The organism is Alloalcanivorax venustensis, assembly GCF_047495515.1.
Taxonomy (GTDB): Bacteria; Pseudomonadota; Gammaproteobacteria; order Pseudomonadales; family Alcanivoracaceae; genus Alloalcanivorax; species Alloalcanivorax venustensis.
Genome location: NZ_CP179934.1, coordinates 2,595,256 through 2,614,292, shown reverse-complemented (window position 1 = coordinate 2,614,292; position 19,037 = coordinate 2,595,256). Strand labels below are relative to the sequence as shown.

13 protein-coding genes are annotated in these 19,037 nt (G+C 68.1%); 11 read left to right on the top strand and 2 right to left on the bottom strand.

All coding sequences use genetic code 11. The features are described 5' to 3' along the window. Nucleotides 1-44: 44 nt before the first annotated feature. Nucleotides 45-554, bottom strand: a complete 510-nt coding sequence (locus ACMG4O_RS12260; RefSeq protein WP_142949058.1) for a DUF2062 domain-containing protein — start codon at nucleotides 552-554, stop codon at nucleotides 45-47. A gap of 130 nt (nucleotides 555-684) precedes the next feature. Between ACMG4O_RS12260 and ACMG4O_RS12255 the strand changes: the two genes are divergently transcribed. From ACMG4O_RS12255 to ACMG4O_RS12205, 11 genes are all read left to right on the top strand, one after another. Continuing rightward, nucleotides 685-2,904: a DNA internalization-related competence protein ComEC/Rec2 gene (locus ACMG4O_RS12255; RefSeq protein WP_370184063.1), complete on the top strand. Its 2,220-nt coding sequence runs from the start codon at nucleotides 685-687 to the stop codon at nucleotides 2,902-2,904. Between the two features lie 15 nt (nucleotides 2,905-2,919). After that, on the top strand, nucleotides 2,920-3,561 hold the full coding sequence (locus tag ACMG4O_RS12250) for a MotA/TolQ/ExbB proton channel family protein (RefSeq protein WP_142949056.1): 642 nt from the start codon (nucleotides 2,920-2,922) through the stop codon (nucleotides 3,559-3,561). After that, the gene (locus tag ACMG4O_RS12245) at nucleotides 3,558-3,983 is read left to right on the top strand and encodes an ExbD/TolR family protein (RefSeq protein ID WP_067604772.1); all 426 of its coding nucleotides are present in this window, start codon (nucleotides 3,558-3,560) and stop codon (nucleotides 3,981-3,983) included. The genes ACMG4O_RS12250 and ACMG4O_RS12245 overlap by 4 nt, the downstream gene beginning before the upstream one ends. Beyond that, complete coding sequence (gene msbA, locus ACMG4O_RS12240; protein WP_142949055.1) at nucleotides 3,980-5,728, top strand: lipid A export permease/ATP-binding protein MsbA; 1,749 nt, start codon at nucleotides 3,980-3,982, stop codon at nucleotides 5,726-5,728. The genes ACMG4O_RS12245 and msbA overlap by 4 nt, the downstream gene beginning before the upstream one ends. Continuing rightward, nucleotides 5,721-6,710 (top strand): tetraacyldisaccharide 4'-kinase, encoded by a 990-nt coding sequence (gene lpxK / locus ACMG4O_RS12235; RefSeq protein ID WP_142949054.1) that lies wholly within the window; start codon nucleotides 5,721-5,723, stop codon nucleotides 6,708-6,710. The genes msbA and lpxK overlap by 8 nt, the downstream gene beginning before the upstream one ends. Nucleotides 6,711-6,718: 8 nt before the next feature. Then, nucleotides 6,719-7,498 carry a 3-deoxy-manno-octulosonate cytidylyltransferase gene (kdsB, locus tag ACMG4O_RS12230; RefSeq protein WP_142949053.1) on the top strand — a complete coding sequence of 260 codons (780 nt, stop codon included), beginning with the start codon at nucleotides 6,719-6,721 and terminating at the stop codon, nucleotides 7,496-7,498. Then, on the top strand, nucleotides 7,495-7,983 hold the full coding sequence (locus tag ACMG4O_RS12225; protein ID WP_228548143.1) for a low molecular weight protein-tyrosine-phosphatase: 489 nt from the start codon (nucleotides 7,495-7,497) through the stop codon (nucleotides 7,981-7,983). The genes kdsB and ACMG4O_RS12225 overlap by 4 nt, the downstream gene beginning before the upstream one ends. Then, entirely contained in the window at nucleotides 7,980-8,990 is a 1,011-nt protein-coding gene (murB, locus tag ACMG4O_RS12220) for a UDP-N-acetylmuramate dehydrogenase (protein WP_370184069.1), read from the top strand. The genes ACMG4O_RS12225 and murB overlap by 4 nt, the downstream gene beginning before the upstream one ends. 133 nt (nucleotides 8,991-9,123) lie before the next feature. Further along, on the top strand, nucleotides 9,124-10,515 hold the full coding sequence (locus tag ACMG4O_RS12215; protein ID WP_414433862.1) for an efflux transporter outer membrane subunit: 1,392 nt from the start codon (nucleotides 9,124-9,126) through the stop codon (nucleotides 10,513-10,515). Beyond that, entirely contained in the window at nucleotides 10,512-11,741 is a 1,230-nt protein-coding gene (locus tag ACMG4O_RS12210; protein ID WP_414433861.1) for an efflux RND transporter periplasmic adaptor subunit, read from the top strand. The genes ACMG4O_RS12215 and ACMG4O_RS12210 overlap by 4 nt, the downstream gene beginning before the upstream one ends. Further along, the gene (locus tag ACMG4O_RS12205) at nucleotides 11,738-14,860 is read left to right on the top strand and encodes an efflux RND transporter permease subunit (RefSeq protein WP_414433860.1); all 3,123 of its coding nucleotides are present in this window, start codon (nucleotides 11,738-11,740) and stop codon (nucleotides 14,858-14,860) included. Before ACMG4O_RS12210 ends, ACMG4O_RS12205 begins: the two co-directional genes overlap by 4 nt. Before the next feature lie 54 nt (nucleotides 14,861-14,914). Here the strand turns inward: ACMG4O_RS12205 and rne are convergent, their stop codons facing one another. Beyond that, on the bottom strand, nucleotides 14,915-18,415 hold the full coding sequence (gene rne, locus ACMG4O_RS12200) for a ribonuclease E (RefSeq protein WP_414433859.1): 3,501 nt from the start codon (nucleotides 18,413-18,415) through the stop codon (nucleotides 14,915-14,917). Nucleotides 18,416-19,037 lie beyond the last annotated feature (622 nt).

Sequence of the window (19,037 nt, the reverse complement as noted above, 5' to 3'; positions counted from 1 at the left end):
CAGGCCGGCGGCGCCGTCGCCGTTAGGCTGTAGGGATCAGCGCGTTACTGCTGCCGCTGCCGGCGGCGGGCACGAAGATTCCAACTGCGCACCACCGCCAGCCGCCAGAACAGTTTGACGGTGAAATAGGAAGCCAGACCGGCGATCAGCGCGCAGGTCAGCGAGCCGATCCACAACGGCACCAGCTGCTCCACGAACCAGGCGACATTGATGGCGTGGTCGGAGCTGGGCGTGAGCCCGGTCATCCAGGCGCCCACCCGGTAGGTGAAATAAAAGATCGGCACATAGGTGACCGGGTTGGAAATCCACACCAGCATTACCGAAAGCGGCAGGTTGCAATGGAAGCGCACCGCCAGCAGGGCGGCCAGGCCCATTTGCAGGGGAATCGGCAGCAGCCCGGTGAACACGCCGATAAAGGCGGCCCCGGCCAGGGAGTGGCGGTTTATGTGCCAGAGGTTGGGGTCCGACAATACCTCTCCCAGGAAGCTCAGGGATTTGTGTCCTTTGAGGCGATCCGGCGAGGGCAGGTATTTGCGGAACAAATGTTTGGGCATGTGAAACTGCAAGGTCCCTGGAAGACGGGCGCTATTATGCCGACCCGGGCGGCGTACGCCTACATCGACCTGTGACCGAGACGCCGCGCCGTTACATGGAGGCGTGATCATAACAACCCGGTGAGCAAGGATGCGATACTGGTTTTCCCCTGCGGCGATGATCGCGGCGGTCTGGAGCGGCCTCTGGTGGCCGCTGGCGGTGTGCGCGGCCCTGGCGGCGGCGCTGCCGCGCGGGCGCGGCTGGTGCCTGCTGCTGGCCTTGTCCTGGGCCTACGGGCTGCTGGCCCTGGAGCAGGGGCTGGATCGCCGGCTGCCGGAGTATCTGAACGGCACCCCGCTGACCGTGGAAGCCCGGGTGGTGGGGCTGCCGGTCACGGACACGCGCCGCCGCTTCGGCGAGACCCTGCGCCGCCAGCGGATGATTCTGGACCTGCGCCTGGCCGTCGACGAGCGGCCCTGGCCGGGCCGTCACCGGGTGCGGGTCACGGCCTGGGCGCCGCTGCCGGCGCTGGAGGCCGGTGACCGGCTGCGCGGCAAGGTGCGTCTCTTCTTCCCCCATGGCTGGTACAACCAGACCGGGCCGGACCGCGCCCGTTTCGATCTCGCCGACCGCATCGACGCCCGTGGCGTGCTCACGGCGGTGATCCGCCAGCGGGGGCGGCCTGACAGCCTGGACGCCCGCCGCGCCGATCTTTCCCGGCGCGTCAGGGAGCTGCTGTCCGTCAGTCCCGCGGGTGCCGCGGTGATTCCGGCGCTGGTCACCGGCGACCGCCGTGGTCTGGAGCCGCCGCTATGGCGGCTGTTCCGCGACCTGGGCACCGCCCACCTGCTGGCGATTTCAGGCCTGCACCTGACGCTGGTCACCGGCCTGCTGTGGGGGCTGGGGCGCTGGCTGCTGGCGCCGCTGCTGTGGCTTGCGTGCCCGCCGGCGCGGCGCTTCAGCCTGCAGCAGTGGGCCTGGGCCCCGTCGCTGGCCGGGGCGCTCGGCTACGCGGCGCTGGCGGGCTTCGCGCTGCCCACCCAGCGCGCCCTGATCATGGTGGCGGTGCTGGCCGCCTGCCGGCTGCGCCGGGCGCGGCCGGCGGCGGGCAGCGTGCTCGGGCTGGCGTTGCTGGCGGTTTTACTGGTGCAGCCGCTGGCGGCGTTATCCGCCGGGCTGTGGTTGTCGTTCACGGCGGTGGCGGTGATCCTGTTGCTGATCGACGGCGGTCGCTGGCCGGTGATGGTCAGCCTACCCCTGCTGATGGCGGTGCTGGGGGCCTGGTTGTTCGATACCTGGGCGTGGCTGAGCCCGTTGGCGAATCTGTTGCTGGTGCCGCTGTTCAGCCTGCTGGTGGTGCCCGCGGCGCTGCTGGGCGTGGCGCTGGACGTGCCCGCCATCCTGCTGGCGGCGGCCACCGGCGTGGAGGCCTCGGTGCTGATGATGGAGGGCCTGCACGGGCTGCCGTCGCCGCCGCTGGCGCCGGCGCCCGGTTGGGCCGGTCTGGCGCTGCTGGGGTCGGCGTTGCTGTGGCTGTTACCGGCCTGGCCCTGGCCGCGCCGGCTGTTGCTGTTGGGGTTACTGCCCTGGTGGTTGCCCGGCGCCGAGCCGCCGGCCCGGGGCCAGCTGGATCTGATCGTTTTCGAGGTGGGGCAGGGGCAGGCGCTGGCGCTGCGTACCCAGCGCCACCTGGTGCTTTACGACCTGGGGCCGGGCTGGGCCGGCGGGTCGGCGGCGAAAAGCGTGTTGCTGCCCTGGCTGCGGCGCCATGGCCTGACCCCGGACCTCACCATTGTCAGCCACGGTGACGGCGACCACGCCGGCGGCCTGGCGGATCTGGAGCACACCGGGCGCCTGCTGAGCGGCGAGCCCGACCGGGTGGACGGGGCGCGACCGTGCCGGGCCGGGCAGCAATGGCGGTTCGACGGCGTGCGCTTCGAGGTGCTGTGGCCGCCGGACGGGTCGTACCAGGGCAATGCCGCCAGCTGCGTGCTGCGGGTGGACGCCCTGGGCGCCAGTGCGCTGCTGACCGGCGACATCCCCAAACAGGTGGAATACCGGCTGCTGGGGCGGGTGGCTCCGACGACGGTGCTGCAGCTTGCCCATCACGGCAGCGACTCCTCCTCGTCAACCGCCTGGTTGCGGGCCGTGTCGCCGCGCTGGGCCGTGGCGTCGATGGGTTACGCCAACCGCTTCGACCATCCCGACCCGGACGTGGTCGACCGGCTGGAGGCGGCCGGCGTCACGCTTCTGCGCACCGACCGGACCGGCATGATTGTGTTTCGCCTGGGCGGCCCTGATAATGCCGCGCTCATAACAAAGTGGCGCCGGGCCCATGGTCGGCCCTGGCACCGCGAGCCGGAACTGTGAAAAGGGGATCGCAACGTGCAGGATCTTGTGCAGTCCGGGGGCTGGATGATGCTCCCGATCCTGATCAGCTCGGTGGTGGCGCTGGCCATCGTCGGTGAGCGTTTCTGGACTCTGCGTCCGAACAAGCTGGCGCCGCCGGGCACCTTGCCGCAGGTGCGCGGCTGGCTGAAAAAGGGCCAGTTGAACGCCCAGCGGCTCAAGACGCTGCGCGAGGAGTCGCCGCTGGGGCGGATTCTCGCCACCGGGCTGGCCAATGCCCGCCACGGCCGCGACATCATGAAGGAAAGCATCCAGGAGGAGGCCACCGGCGTGGTCCACGACCTGGAGAAGTACCTCTCCACGCTGGGTTCGATCGCGGCCATCGCGCCGCTGCTCGGGCTGCTGGGTACGGTGATCGGCATGATCGACGTGTTCGCCGCGATTATGATGCACGGCACCGGCGACGCGGCGCAGCTGGCCGGGGGGATCTCCCAGGCCCTGCTGACCACCGCCGCCGGTCTGGTGGTGGCGATCCCGGCGATCTTCTTCCATCGCTTTTTCGTGCGCCGGGTGGAGGAAATCACCGTGGGCATGGAGCAGAGCGCCGTGCACCTGGTCGATCTGGTCCACGGTGAGCGGGAGGCGACTCCGGGGCAGACTCCTGGAGAGAAAACGTGAAGTTCCCGCGCCCGCGCCAGGAAGAGATCAGCGTCAACCTGACGCCGCTGATCGACGTGGTGTTCCTGCTGCTGATCTTTTTCATGGTTTCCACCACCTTTACCCGTGAGACTCAGCTTTCACTGACCCTGCCGGAAGCGCAGGGCATGCCGCCGGAGAGCCCGGCGCAGGCGGTGGAGGTGCTGGTCTCGCCGCTCGGGGAATATCTGATCAACGGTGAAAAACTCACCGACAACAGTGAGGCGGGCCTGCGTTCGGCGCTGCTCCGGCTGGGGCAGGACAAAGCCGCCTTGCCGATGATCATCACCGCCGACGCCAACGCCAGCTATCAGGCGGTGGTGCGGGTGATGGATGTGGCCGGGCAGCTGGGCTTTGATAAGCTGTCGCTGACCACCCGCGAAGCCGACGAAGAGGGCCAATGAGCCAACTACCGGATGATGCCTGGCAGACGTACAAACGTCTGCTGTCGTACGTAAAGCCCCACGCCCTGATCCTGTTCGCCAGTGTCATCGGCTACGCCATCTACGCCGCCACCCAGGCCGGCGCTGCGCAACTGGCCGGCTACCTGGGCGAGACCGTGGTCAACCCGGAACCGCACCGCGTGGTGATCGTCTCCATCGCGCCGTTCTTTATCGCGCTGGCCCAGGGGCTCGGCCAGTTCATGGGCAGTTATTCGATGACCTGGGTGGCCCAGGAAATCGTCTACCGGCTGCGCAACGACGTGTTCGGCCATGTGCTGCGTCTGCCGCAGGCGGAGTACAACAACAACGCCTCCGGGCGGATCATGTCGAAGATCATCTTCGACGCCCAGCAGATCACCAGCGCCGGCACCGATGCCCTGATCGTGATGCTGCGCGAGGGCCTTACCGTGATCGGGCTGCTCACCTTCCTGCTGTATCAGAACTGGAAACTGACGCTGATCCTGCTGATCGCCGCGCCCCTGGTGGGCCTGGTGGTGAACCTCACCAGCAAGCGTTTCCGGCATATCAGCCGCCGTATCCAGGGCTCCATGGGCAATATCACCCAGTTTCTCGGCGAAGCCATCGAGGGCAACCAGGCGGTGAAGATCTTCGGCGGCCAGAAGCTGGAGGCCGACCGCTTTCATTCCGTGAGCCGCCGCTTTGCCCGTCAGAACACCAAACTCAACGCCAGCAAGATCGGCTCCACGGTGATCGTGCAGCTGTTCGTGTCGGTGGCGATCGGCGCGGTCACCTATCTGTACATCACGATGATGGGCGAAGCGCTGACCGTGGGCGGCTTCCTGTCCTACATCGCCGCCGCCGGGATGATCCAGAAGCCGCTCAAGCAGCTCACCGACGTGAACGTGAAAATCCAGCGTGGCGTCACCGGCGCGGCCTCGTTGTTCGAGCTGATGGACCGCCCGGAAGAGCGGGACGAAGGCGACCAGGACCTGCCGCGCACCGACGGCAACATCGAATTCCGCGACGTCACCTTCGGCTATGACCCGGCACAACCGGTGCTGCGCAACCTCAGTCTCAAGGTCAACAGCGGCGAGACGGTGGCGCTGATCGGCCGCTCGGGCGCGGGCAAGAGCACCATTTCAGCGATGCTGCCGCGCTTCTTCGACCCGGATCAGGGTCAGGTGCTGCTCGACGGCGTGCCGTTGCCGGACTACAAGCTGGCCCATCTGCGCCGTCAGATCGCCATGGTCAGCCAGAAAGTGGTGCTGTTTAACGACACCGTGCGCCATAACATCGCCTACGGCGAGATGCGTGACGCCGACGACGCCCAGGTGGAACAGGCCGCCCGCAACGCCTACGCCTGGGACTTCATCCAGGGCCTGGAACACGGCCTGGACACCGAGGTGGGCCAGGATGGCGCCCAGCTTTCCGGCGGCCAGCGCCAGCGCATCGCCATCGCGCGGGCGCTGCTCAAGGACGCGCCGATTCTGATTCTCGACGAGGCCACCAGCGCCCTGGACACGGAGTCGGAGCACCACATCCAACAGGCGCTGGAGCGTCTTATGGAAGGGCGCACCACCCTGGTGATCGCCCATCGGCTGTCCACCATCGAGAAAGCGGACCGCATTCTGGTGCTGGACCAGGGGCAGCTGATCGAGCAGGGCACCCATAGCGAATTGTTGGAAAAGAATGGACTCTACACCCAGCTCTACAAAATGGATTTCGCCGACAACGGCCATGGTTGATTGGCGCCGCCGCGTAGAGCGCGGCTGGTACGAAGGCAGCGGCTGGCTGACGCCGCTGCGCCCGCTGGGCTGGCTGGTGGGGCGTGTGGCCGGCCGCCGGCTGCGCCGCTTCCGGCGGCGCGCCGAGCGGCCGCCGGTGCCGGTGCTGGTGGTCGGTAACGTGGCGGTGGGCGGCACCGGCAAAACGCCGCTGGTGATTGCCCTGGCCCGGCGTGCCCGGGAGCGCGGCCTGAACCCGGTGGTGATCTCCCGGGGCTATGGCGGCCGGGCGGACGCCTACCCACGCGTCGTGGCGTTGCACGACGACCCCCGTGAAGTGGGCGACGAACCGCTGCTGATCGCGCGCCGCGCGGCGGTGCCGGTGGTGCTGGACCCTCAGCGAGACCGCGCCCTGCGGCGGGCGGTCACGGAGTTCCAGCCGGACCTGGTGATCAGCGACGACGGCCTGCAGCACTATGCGTTGCCGCGCTCCAGCGAGGTGGTGGTGATCGACGCCCGCCGCGGCCTCGGCAATCAACGCTGCCTGCCGGCCGGCCCGCTGCGCGAGCCGGCGTCCCGCCTTTCCCAGGTGGATTTCCTGGTCGCCAACGGCGGCGCCTGGCCCGGCGCCACCACCATGCATCTGGTGCCCGGCGATCTGGTGCGGTTGCGCGACGGCGAGACCCTGGACGCGGCGGCGTTCCGCGAGCGTTACGGGGCGGTGCACGGCGTCGCCGGCATCGGCAACCCGGAGCGCTTTTTCCGCACCCTGGCGCTGCTCGGCCTGGCGGTCACCCCGCACGCCTTCGCCGACCATCATGGCTTCACCGCCGCGGACCTGGACTTCGCCGACGGCCGGCCGGTGATCATGACCGAAAAAGATGCGGTAAAATGCCGTGATTTCGACGATCCGCGCCTGTGGATGCTGCCGGTGCACGCCAATTTGCCGCCGGCCACCCTGGACGCCATGATTGATCGTGCATTGCAATCGCAGCCTCAGTAAGGACAGCTATGAGTTTCTATGTGGTAGTGCCGGCGCGGTACGCGTCTTCGCGCCTGCCGGGAAAACCGTTGGCGGATCTGGCCGGCCGGCCGATGGTGGCCCGGGTGGCGGAACGCTGCGCTAAAAGCGGCGCCACGCGGGTGCTGGTGGCCACCGACGACGAGCGCGTCCGCGACGCCGTGGGCGACCAGTGCGAGGTGGTGATGACCCGCGCCGATCATCCCTCCGGCACGGACCGGCTGCAGGAAGTGGCCGAGCAGCTGGGCCTGGCCGACGACGACATCGTGGTCAATGTGCAGGGCGACGAGCCGCTGATCCCGCCCGCCGTGATCGACCAGGTGGCGGAGAACCTGGCCGCCCACCCGGAGTGCCGCATGGCCACCCTGTGCGAGCCCATCGAGCGCGGCATCGATCTGTTCAACCCCAACGTCTGCAAGGTGGTGTTCGACTGCAACGGGCGCGCCCTGTATTTCTCGCGGGCGCCGATCCCCTGGCATCGCGATGCCTTCAGCCAGCAACCGAACCCGCACGATATCGATATGGACCCGGGCTACTGGTGGCGTCATATCGGTATCTATGCCTATCGGGTCGGCTTTCTGCACCAGTTCGTGAGCTGGGAGCCGGCCTCCATGGAAATGCACGAATCCCTGGAGCAATTGCGGGCCCTGGCCAACGGCGTCGCCATCCATGTGGCGCCGGCCCGCGAGCCGGTGCCCGGCGGGGTCGACACGGACATGGATCTGCAGCGCATGCGCCGCCACCTGCGAGCGGAGGAAAACCGGGGATGACGTCGCTGTCGATACTGTTTGTGTGTCTGGGCAACATCTGCCGCTCGCCCACCGCCGAAGCGGTGTTCCGCCAGCGGGTGCGGGACGCCGGCCTGAGCGACCGGCTTCGCATCGAGAGCGCCGGCACCGGCGACTGGCACATCGGCCGGCCGCCGGACCGTCGCGCCAGCGCCGCCGCCGCCGAGCGCGGCTACCCGATGGACGACCTGCGCGCCCGCCAGGTGAGCGCCGAGGACTTCCGCCACTTCGATTACATCCTGGCCATGGACAACAGCAACCTGGCCGACCTGCGCGCGCTCGACCCGGGCCCGGGCGTCGCCCGCGAGGGGCTGGTGCTGGCGCGCTTCCTGGATGTGCTCGGCGATGACGGCCCCGGTGAAGTGCCGGACCCCTACTACGGCGACGAGGACGGTTTCGGCCACGTGCTCAATCTGGTGGAGCGCGCCAGTGACCTGTGGCTGGCGCGGTTGCGGGAGCGGCTGTGATCGAACACGACGCCGACCTGAGCGGCGCCAACACCCTGGCGCTGCCGGCCCGGGCCCGACGGCTGGCGCGGCCCACGGACGTGGCCGCGCTGGGCGAACTGCTGGCCGGGCGCGACCCGGGCGAGCCGCTCTACGTGCTTGGCGAGGGCAGCAACGTGGTGCTGCGCGGCGACCTGCCGGGCCTCACGGTGATCCCCGCGTTCGACGGCATCGACTACCTGGATGAGAGCGCGGATCAGGTGCGGGTGCGCGTCGGCGCCGGCGTGGTCTGGGACCGGCTGGTGGCGGACACCGTGGCGCGCGGCTGGGGCGGTCTGGAAAACCTGTCCCTGATTCCCGGCACCGCCGGCGCCGCGCCGTTTCAGAACATCGGCGCCTACGGCGTGGAGCTGGCCGATTGCCTGGAAAGCGTGGACACCGTGGCGGTGGCCGATGGCCGGGCAGGGCGCTTTCGCGCCGATCAGTGCGAATTCGGCTACCGCGACAGCCTGTTCAAAAGCCGCCGACGGGGCGAGTTCATCATTACCGGCATTACCCTGCGGCTGCACCGCCATGGCGCCCGCCGGGTGGACTACGGCGGCCTGGCCGAGCGCTTCGCCGGCCAGGACCCGCGCACCCTGGCCCCGGCCACGGTGCGGGCGGCGGTGATCGAACTGCGGCAAAGCAAGCTGCCCGACCCGGCGGTGCTGCCCAACGCCGGCAGCTTTTTCAAGAACCCGGTGGTCAGCGCGGCGGAGCTGGCACGGCTGAAAGCCGACTATCCGAAGCTGGTGTCCTTCCCGCACCCGGACGGCGCCAAGCTGGCCGCCGGCTGGCTGATCGAGGACGCCGGCTGGAAAGGCCGCCGGCTGGGGCCGGTGGGTATGCACCGGGACCAGGCGCTGGTGCTGGTCAACCAGGGCGGCGCCCGCGCCGACGACGTGCTGGCGCTGGCCGCCGCCGTGCGCGAGGACGTGCTGGCCCGTTTCGGTGTGACGCTGGAACAGGAGCCGGTGGCGTTGCCCTGACGCTGACCCGCCAGGGTGTAAGCTTTGTTTCCTGCCGCCGGGCGCCAGTGGTTCTCACGGGGCGCGCCTGTTAGCCTGAACCGGCCTTGCCGCCACGGCGGAACCGATAAGAAATCAGGATTGTCCTCTGTTCATGCACCCCTTGGTAGTTTCCTGGCCCAGGGCGCGCGCCGCCGTTCTGTCCGCGCTGCTGCTGGCGCTGGCCGCCTGCGCCGGCCAGCCGCCATCGTCGTCGCCGCCGGTGGCCACGCCGGAGCTGTTTTCCCGTTCCGGCGAGGCCGTCGCCCCGCAGCAGTGGTGGGTGGCCTTCGACGATGCCGCCCTCAACCGTCTGGTGGACCGCGCCCTGGGCGCCAATCTGGATCTGCAGGCCGCCTATGAGCGCCTCAACCAGGCCCGCGCGGTGCGGGCACGCCAGGAAGCGGGTCTGTTCCCCAGCCTGGAGGCGCGCGCCGGCGCCGAGCGCCGCGACGACGGCGACAGTGAGACCGATCTGTTCAGCGCCGGGCTGGCGGCGGAGTACGAACTGGATCTGTGGGGCCGGGTGCGCGCCCAGGCCGACGCCGAAGCCTTCCGCGTGGCGGCCAGTGGCGCCGACTACCAGGCCGCCGCGCTGTCCCTGGCCGCCGAGGTGGCCAACACCTGGTTCGAACTGCTCACCCAGCGCACCCAGCAGGAGCTGGCGAGCGCCCAGCTGGACACCAACCGGGACGTGCTGTCGCTGATCCGTGCCCGTTTCGGCATCGGCGAAAGCGCCAGCGCCGACGTGCTGCGCCAGCGCCAGCTGGTGGAAGCGTCCCGCGAGCAATTGCTCACCGTGCAGGCCCGCACCCGGGTGCTCGAGCACCAGTTGGCGGTGCTGCTGGGCGAGCCGCCCAAGGGGGTGGTGTTCCCCGACGACGGCACCCTGCCGGCGTTGCCGCCGCTGCCCGCCACCGGCGTGCCGGCGGAACTGGTGCGGCGCCGGCCGGATCTCCGGCAGGCCTATTTCCAATTGCAGGCGGCGGACGCGGACCTGGCCTCGGCGGTGGCCGAGCGTTTTCCCCGGTTGACCCTGTCCGCGTCGCTGAGCAATGAAACCACGGACAGCGAGGCTCTGTTCGACGACTGGCTGGCGACCCTGGCCGGCAACCTGGTGTTGCCGCTGATCGACGGCGGCCAGCGCCGCGCCGAGGCGCGCCGCTTCCGCTCGCTGCGCGAGCAACGGCTGTACGAGTACGGGCAGGCGACGCTGGTGGCGTTCCAGGAAGTGGAGGACGCCCTGGTTCAGGAGCGCCAGCAGCAGCGGCGCATGGAGAGCCTGCGCGAGCAGCTGGCACTGGCGGACAGCGCCTACCGGCAATTGCGCATTCAGTACGTTAACGGCGCGGTCGGCTACCTGGAGGTGCTGAGCGCGCTCCAGGAACGCCAGGAACTGCGCCGCACCCTGATCACCGCCCGCCAGGAGCTGCTGGCGTTCCGGGTGGCCCTGTACCGGGCGCTGGCCGGCGGTTTCCCGGTGCCCGAAGAGGAAGAAAACGCATGAGCAACACGGTGGACGACCAGGCCGCGCGCCCGGAGAGCGGGCGGGCCGGGCGCGGCAAGACGGCGCTGGTGTCGGTGCTGATCCTGCTCGCCGGCGTGGCGCTGATGGTGCTGATCTTCGAGACCGAGCCCACCGCCACGCGCGGCGATGTGGCGCGGGAAACCGCCATGCTGGTGGAGGTACGCAGCGCCGAACGGGGCCGCTTCACCCCGGTGATCGAAGTGATGGGCCGGGTGGTGCCGGCCCGGGAAGTGACCCTGCGGCCGCGTGTCAGCGGCCGTGTCATCGAGCTGGCCGAGGCGTTCGAGCCCGGCGGTCGGGTGGCCGAGGGCACCGCCTTGCTGCGCATCGACCCGGCGGATTACCAGGCCGCGCTGCGGCAACGGCGCAGCGAGCTGGCGCAGGCGCGCGCCGATCTGGAACTGGAGCAGGGCCGCCAGGCGGTGGCCGAACAGGATTTCGAATTGCTGGGTGAAGAGCTGGACGAGGGCAACCGGCACCTGGTGCTGCGCCAGCCGCAGTTGAAGCAGGCCCGTGCCCGGGTGGATTTCGCCGAGGCGGCCCTGCGTCGCGCCGAACTGGATCTCCAGCGTACCCGTATCAGCGCGCCCTTCGATGCCCAGATCCTGTCCCGCGACGTGGCCACCGGCTCCCAGGTGAGCACCGGCGACAGCCTGGCCCGGCTGGTGGCCACGGACCGTTACTGGGTGTCGGCCAGCGTACCGCTGTCGCAACTGCGCTGGCTGCGCTTCGCCGAAGAGGACGGCGAGCAGGGCGCGCCCGTCACCCTGCGCCACGAGGCCGCCTGGGGGCCGTCACGGAGCCGCCAGGGCCGCCTGCAGCGGCTGGTGGGGGAGCTGGACGCCAACGCCCGCCTGGCGCGGGTGCTGGTCAGCGTCGAGGACCCGCTGGCGTTGCAGTCGGAGGCCGGCGCCCCGAGCCTGATTCTCGGCGCCTTCGTGCGCACCGCCATCGAAGGTCGGGCGCTGGACGACGTGGTGCGTCTGGACCGCGATCTGCTGCGCCGCGAGGACACGGTCTGGGTGATGGAGGACGGCGCCCTGGATATCCGCGACGTCACCGTGCTGCTGCGTGACAACGACTATGTCTACCTCAGCGACGGGCTCGACCAGGGCGATCAGGTGGTGGCCACCGACCTGGCCACGGTGGTGGACGGCGCCGCCCTGCGTCTTGAGGACGCCGCCGGCGGGGAGACCATGGAATGAGCGCGCCGCGCCGCCAGGGCTGGGTGGGCCCGATCGAGTGGATGGCGCGCAACAGCATCGCCGCCAATCTGCTGATGATTCTGCTGCTCGGCGGTGGTCTGTGGATGGCGGTGCAGGTACAGAAAGAGATCTTCCCGGAAGCCCAGCTCGACGTTGTCGAAGTGGAGGTGACCTACCCCGGCGCCGCGCCCGAGGAGGTGGAGCAGGGCGTGCTGATGCCGGTGGAAGAGGCGGTACAGGGCGTCGAGAGCATCGAGGAAATGGTGTCCACCGCCCGCGAAGGCAGTGGCGTGATTCAGCTGGAGCTGGTGGCCGGCGCCAACCGGATGCAGGCGCTGCAGGACATCGAACAGGCGGTGGACCGGGTGCGCACCTTCCCGGACCAGGCGGAAGAGCCGCGCGTGCGCCTGCAGGCGCGCACCCGCGATGTGATGGAGCTGGTGCTGTACGGCGAAGTGGACATCTGGACCCTGCGCCAGCTCGGCGAGCAGGTGCGCAACCGCCTGCTCAGCGAGTCCGCGGTGACCCGGGCGGACATCAGCGACGTGCCCGATTACCTGACCAGCGTGGAAATTTCCCAGGCCACGCTGCGCGAGTACGACCTGACCCTGGACCAGGTGGCGTCGATCATCGAGCAGTCCAGCCGCGACGTGCCCGCCGGCAATCTGGCCACCGACAACGGCGAGATTCTGCTGCGCCTGAAAGAGCGAAAGCAGTGGGCCGACGAGTTTTCCCGCATCGTGGTGAGCCGCGCGGATTCCGGCGCGGTGGTGACCCTGGGCGACATCGCCACCGTGCGTGACGGTTTCGAGGACACCGGTTTCCACTCCCGTTTCAACGGCCAGCCGTCGGTGGAGATCGAGATCTTCCGCACCGGCAGCCAGTCGCCGCTGGACATCGCCGCGGCGGTGGAAGGGGTGATGGCGGAACTCAAGACCACCTTGCCCGACCCGGTTCAAGTGCGCATCGACAGCAACCGCGCCGAGCAGTTTGAAAGCCGCATGGACATGCTGCTGGAGAACGGCATCCTGGCGATGGTGATCGTGCTGGTGATTCTCAGCCTGTTCCTGGAGTACCGGCTGGCGTTCTGGATCATGATGGGCATGACCGTGTCCTTCGTCGGCGGGGTGCTGTTCCTGCCGGCCATGGGCGTGAGCGTGAACATGATCTCCATGTTCGGCTTTCTGATGGTGCTGGGCATCGTGGTGGACGACGCCATCGTGGTGGGCGAGAACATCTACGAGTACCGCGAGCAGGGCATGAGTTTCATGGACGCGGCGGTGCAGGGCGCCCGTGATATCGCCGGGCCGGTCACCTTCAGTATTCTCACCAACATCGTCGCCTTCATGCCGCTGCTGTTCATGCCCGGCGTCACCGGTAATTTCTGGTGGCCGCTGGGGGCGGTGGTGATCGTGGTGCTGGCGATCTCGCTGTTCGAAGCGCTGTTCATTCTGCCGGCCCACCTGGCGCACAGCGGCAAAGGCACGGTGACCGTCTACGGGCGCGCCCTGCACCGCGTGCAGCGCCGCTTCTCCGGCTATTTCCAGACGCTGGTGGAGCGCGGTTACCGGCCGCTGCTGGACCGGGCGCTGCGCTATCGCTACGTGACCCTGAGCGCCGCGCTGACCCTGATGCTGGTGGTGGGCGCCTACGCCGGCAGCGACCACATGGGCATGATCATGATGCCCGAAGTGCCGGCGGACGAGATCGAAGCGGGTATCCGTCTGCCGGTGGGCACCACGCCGCGCCAGGCCGGTGAGCTGGCCCTGGCGCTGACCCGGGAAACCGAGCGGCTGTTCGAGGAAAACGACCTGGGCCGCAACGCCGAGGGCATCAAGACCAACGTGCGCGGCGAGCAGAAAATCGACGTGGAGTTGGTGTTAAAGCCGGAACACGAACGGGACATGACGGTGCAGCAGATCGTCGAGCTGTGGCGGGACCAGATCGGCGATTTCAAGGGCGTCGATCAGATCACCTTCGAGGCGGAGCAGGGCCCCGGCTCCTGGCGCGACGATATCAGCGTGGACCTCAGTCACACCGACATCGACGTGCTCGCCAAGGCCAGCGAGCGCCTGCTGAACGCCATGAAAGGCCTGTCCCAGACCCGCAACGTCAACGACAGCTACACCACCGGTAAACCGCAGTTCGACGTCAGCCTGACGCCGCAGGCGGACGCCCTGGGGCTCACCGGCGCCGAGGTGGGCCGGCAGCTGCGGGATGCGTTTTACGGCGCCATCGCGCTGCGCCAGCTGCGCGGCATCAACGAAAACGAAATCCGTGTGCGGCTGCCGGAAGAGGAGCGCCAGGACCTGCGTTACCTGGACACCTTCGTGGTGCAGCTGCCGGAGGGCGGCGAAGTACCGCTGACCGACGTGGCCAGCGTCACCATCAGCGAGTCGTTCCGCTCCATCGACCGCCGCGACGGCCGCCGGGTGATCACCGTGGGCACCGACGTGCTGCCCAAGAGCGCCACCAGCCAGGTGCTCGCCGTGGTCCGCGACGAGCTGCTGCCGCAACTGCGCGCCGACTACCCGGGCCTGACCTGGACCTTCCAGGGCGGCCAGGCGGACATGCGCGAATCCACCTCGGCGCTGTGGGGCGGCTTCGCCCTGGCACTGGGGGTGATCTTCGCGCTGCTGGCGGTGGCGTTCGGCAGCTACCTGCAGCCGCTGGTGGTGATGCTGGCGATCCCGTTCGGCGCCGTGGGTGCGGTGCTCGGCCACATTCTACTGGGCATGGACCTGTCCCTGGTCAGCTTCATGGGCATCATCGCCCTGGCCGGGGTGGTGGTGAACGATTCGCTGATCATGGTCGACTACGCCAACCGCCAGCGGCACCGGCTGGGCGCCGCCCGGGCGGTCTATGAAGCGGGCCTGCGCCGCTTCCGGCCGATTCTTCTCACCACCATGACCACCTTCGCCGGGCTGATGCCGATCATCTTCGAAACCTCCCTGCAGGCCGCTTACCTGATCCCCATGGCGGTGTCCCTGGGCTTCGGCATCGTGTTCGCCACCGCGTTGATTCTGTTCGTGGTGCCGTGCCTCTACCTGGCCCTGGACGATCTGATGGGCGCCATCGACACGCGCCGCCGGGCGTTCAAATATTCCGACGGCGCATAAAAAAACCGCCCCGAAGGGCGGTTTTTTTATTGGTGTGACCGTCGGGTGGACCGATCAGGCACCGGGGTTGCCGTCGCCGGAATTTTCCCGGGCGGCTTGTTCCGCCTGTTGCTGACGGCGGCGCAGGCGCGGGTCATTGCTGGCGCGCCCGGCCGGACGCTCCGGCGCCACCGGCTTGCTGAACGCCGGGGTGGCCGGCTGTTCCGCTTCGCCGGTCTCCGCCTTGGCCGGCGCTTGTTCGGCGGCCGGTGCGGGTTTGGCGGCGGGTTGGCGTTCCGGCTGCGGTACCGGCTGGCCCGGTTTGCGGTCACGCGGGTCGTTGCCGGCACGGCGGACCTGATCCGCTGCCGTTGAAGGCGCCTGCTCGGAAGAAGGAGCCTCCGCCTTGGGTGAAGGCTCTTCCGCTTTCGCCGCGGGCTCCTCAACCTTGGCTGAGGGTTCTTCAGCTTTCGCCGGCTGTTCAGCCTTGGCTGAAGGCTCTTCTGCCTTCGCCGAGGGCTCGTCCGCTTTTGCTGAAGGCTCTCCCGCCTTAGCTGAAGACGCTTCTTTGGCCGGAGCTTCTTCGGCTTTTGCTGAAGGTTCTTCCGGCTTCGCTGAAGGCTTTTCTACCTTGGCTGAGGGCTCCTCTACCTTCGCTGAGGGCTCCTCTACCTTGGCGGAAGGCTCTTCCTCTTTGGCTGAGGGGGTTTCTGCCTTAGTTGAAGGCTCCTCTACCTTAGCCGGGGACTCCTCTGCTTTAGCCGAGGGCTCGTCTGCTTTCGCTGACGGTTGTTCCGCCTTGGCTGAAGGCTGCTCCACTTTCGCTGAAGGCTCTTCCACTTTAGCTGAGGGCTCCTCTACCTTCGCTGAAGGCTCCTCTACCTTCGCTGAGGGCTCTTCCACCTTCGCTGAAGGCTCTTCCGCCTTGGCTGAGGGCGCTTCCTGACTGGCGGGCTTCTGCGCTTTGGCTGAAGGGGCCTCGGCAGAGGGCGCCGGCGCGGCGTCGCCGGTGGCGGCCTTGGGCTGCTCTTCCTGACGGGCTGCGGCGGCCTGGGGCGCCTGAGCCTCGGTGGCCTGTTCCGCGCTCGGCTTGGCGGCGGCGGTTTTCGGTTCGCCGTGCTCTTCGGCGGGCACCAGTTTGGCCTTGGGCGGACGGCTGTCACCACGCTCCTGATCACGACCGGGGGTGTTGTCCTCGGACGTCATGCGCGGCGGCGGGCCGCCGGCGGTGGTCTGGTCGTCGCTCTGGGCGCCTTTATCCTGGGCCGCTTTGTCCTGGGCGCCGGGACGCTGGCGCTCGCGCAGGGGACGGTCGTCCTTGCTGTCGGTGCGGCGCTGGGCTTTGGGGCCGTCGTCCTTGCGCGGGCCTTTGCCGGCGCCACCTTTGGACTCGCCTTTGTTATCCGGCTTGGCGTCCTGCTTATTGTCCTGCTTGGACTCCGGCTTACCGCTGTCGGCGCTTTTCTGGTCGTCGCTTCGGTTGTCGGCACCACGGTTGTCGCCGTTGCGGTTGTCACCGCCCCGGTTGCCGCCACGGCCGCCACGACGGTTGCGGCCGCCACGGCGGTTGCCGCCTTCGCTCTTGCCGTCCTGGTTGTCGTCCTTGCGGTTCTCGCCACGGTTATCGCCACCACGACCGTCGCCGCCCCGGTTATCGCCGTCGGCGTTCCGGTTGCGGTTGCCGCCGTTGCGGCGGCCGCCACGGCGGTTGTCACCGCCACGGTTGTTGTTGCCCCGGGCGTCGGCTTTGCCGTCCCGGTTCTGGCGGTTGCCGCGCTGGCCGTCGCGCTTGCCGTCAAGCTGCTGTTTCTCGTCCTCGGAGGCGCTGAACAGCGCCGTCAGCCAGGTGAAGAAACGGGCCAGCAGGCCCGGCTCCAGCGGCGGCTTCGGCGCGGTGGCGGGCTTCTTGGAAGGCGCCTTGGCGGCGGCGGCTTCCGGTTTCGGCTCCGGCTGCGGTTTGGGCGGCGGCGGCGCGGTGTCCGGCGCCACCAGCTTCACCGCCGGCTCCTGGGTTTTGATTTCGGTGTCCTGGGCGGACAGGGTGGCCGGGTCCTGCTGACCTTCCAGCAGCTCCAGCTCGTGGCTCACCTGGGCCTTGGTCTGGTCGTCACGGATGCGCTCGACCTGGAAGTGCGGGGTTTCCAGGTTGGGGTTGGGGATAATCAGCACGCGCACTTTGTGGATGCTTTCGATCTCCCGCAGTACCGGACGCTTCTCGTTGAGCAGGTAGGTGGCCACGGCCACCGGCACCTGGGCCTGGATCTCCCCGGTGCGCTCCTTCATCACCTCTTCCTCGATCAGGCGGAGGATGCTCAAGGCCAGGGATTTCACGTCGCGGATGTGGCCCAGGCCGTCACAGCGCGGGCACACGATGCTGGAGGTCTCGCCGAGGCTGGGGCGCAGCCGCTGGCGGGACAGTTCCAGCAGGCCGAAGCGGGAGATACGGCCCAGTTGAATACGGGCACGGTCCGCTTCCAGCGCGTCGCGCATGCGGTTTTCCACTTCGCGCTGATTGCGCGCCGGGCCCATGTCGATGAAATCGACCACGATCAGGCCGCCGATGTCGCGCAGGCGCAGCTGGCGGGCGATCTCTTCCGCCGCTTCCAGGTTGGTCTGCAGCGCGGTTTCCTCGATGTCGGCGCCCTTGGTGGCGCGCGAGGAGTTGATGTCGATGGACACCAGCGCTTCGGTGGGATCGATGACGATGGAGCCGCCGGAGGGCAGCTTCACTTCACGTTCGAAGGCGGTCTCGATCTGCGACTCGATCTGGTAACGGGAGAACAGCGGCGTGTCGTCGTTATACAGCTTCAGCTTGTGCTGAAAATCGGTCATCACCTGCTGCACGAACGCCTGGGCCTCGTTGTAGACCTTTTCGGAATCGATCAGGACTTCGCCGATGTCCTTGCGCAGGTAGTCGCGGATCGCGCGGATGATGACGTTGGATTCCTGGTACACCAGGAAGGGCGCTTTACGGGTTTCCGACGCCTCGGCGATGGAGCCCCACAGCTTGAGCAGGTAGTTGAGGTCCCACTGCAGTTCCTCGGCGCCGCGGCCCAGGCCGGCGGTGCGCACGATCACGCCCATTTCGTCGGGGATGTCCAGGCTGCCCAGGGCTTCCTTGAGCTGCTGGCGTTCCTCGCCCTCGATGCGGCGGGAAATGCCGCCGGCGCGCGGGTTGTTGGGCATCAGCACCAGGTAGCGGCCGGCCAGGCTGATAAAGGTGGTGAGCGCGGCGCCTTTGTTACCGCGCTCCTCTTTGTCCACCTGAATGATGATTTCCTGACCTTCCTTGATCACATCCTTGATATTGATGCGGCCCTGGATGTCCTTGGGGTCTTTCTGGAAGTACTGGCGGGAAATTTCCTTGAGGGGCAGGAAACCGTGACGCTCGGCGCCGAAATCCACGAAGGCGGCTTCCAGGGACGGCTCGATGCGGGTGATCTTGCCTTTATAGATGTTGGCTTTTTTCTGTTCGCGGGTGCGATGCTCGATGTCCAGATCATAAAGTCTCTGGCCATCCACCAGCGCCACCCGGACTTCTTCCGGATGGCTGGCGTTGATTAACATTCGTTTCATTGTTGTGCTACCACAAGGTTCGTGGCGGCATGCAGCGGGCCGGTATCAATACCGGTATCAGACCTCTTACCCTGGTGGGGAGGCGGAAGAGTGGCGAGCAGGCAATGCTCACGCGTGGCGGCGCTGGGCGCTCGGACGACGTTGGTAATCTGCCTGTCTTCTACCTTTCCTGTTCCTCTCCGGGCTTGTGAAGTTGTGCCGTTGGCGTTGCTGGCGGGGCCTTGGCCCCTCTATCCGCGTTACGCTGTGCCCGGCGCGTCAAACGCGCCGTGCCGGGTAAACTTTACCGTCTGTGTACCGGTTGGGGTGTCGGCAAGGGGCGCTATTGGCGCTGCTCGCCGGCAGCCCGGCTATGTCTTCGACCTGTGCCGCAGACCACCTGGTGTTGGTTGTCGGTAATCCGCCGGGGAGTTGTGTTGCCGCCGGGGGATTGGCTGCAGCGTCGGGGCCTTTCGGGCCCGTTCGATTCTTGTCGGGCGGGCTGGCGGGTTTTGGTGTACCGACGGCGAATGGTCGCTGCGCGTCGCCGTTGGCCAGCCCGGGCCGACGGCTGACTATACCAGTAAAATCACAGTCTGATCAATCAGATAGATGGGCGAGGCATGAGCGCGCCGTGAACACC

Coding starts and splice junctions, on each gene's coding strand:
- ACMG4O_RS12260 (WP_142949058.1), bottom strand. CDS start 554: ATGCCCAAACATTTGTTCCGCAAATACCTGCCCTCGCCGGATCGCCTC.
- ACMG4O_RS12255 (WP_370184063.1), top strand. CDS start 685: ATGCGATACTGGTTTTCCCCTGCGGCGATGATCGCGGCGGTCTGGAGC.
- msbA (WP_142949055.1), top strand. CDS start 3,980: ATGAGCCAACTACCGGATGATGCCTGGCAGACGTACAAACGTCTGCTG.
- lpxK (WP_142949054.1), top strand. CDS start 5,721: ATGGTTGATTGGCGCCGCCGCGTAGAGCGCGGCTGGTACGAAGGCAGC.
- kdsB (WP_142949053.1), top strand. CDS start 6,719: ATGAGTTTCTATGTGGTAGTGCCGGCGCGGTACGCGTCTTCGCGCCTG.
- ACMG4O_RS12225 (WP_228548143.1), top strand. CDS start 7,495: ATGACGTCGCTGTCGATACTGTTTGTGTGTCTGGGCAACATCTGCCGC.
- ACMG4O_RS12215 (WP_414433862.1), top strand. CDS start 9,124: ATGCACCCCTTGGTAGTTTCCTGGCCCAGGGCGCGCGCCGCCGTTCTG.
- ACMG4O_RS12210 (WP_414433861.1), top strand. CDS start 10,512: ATGAGCAACACGGTGGACGACCAGGCCGCGCGCCCGGAGAGCGGGCGG.
- ACMG4O_RS12205 (WP_414433860.1), top strand. CDS start 11,738: ATGAGCGCGCCGCGCCGCCAGGGCTGGGTGGGCCCGATCGAGTGGATG.
- rne (WP_414433859.1), bottom strand. CDS start 18,415: ATGAAACGAATGTTAATCAACGCCAGCCATCCGGAAGAAGTCCGGGTG.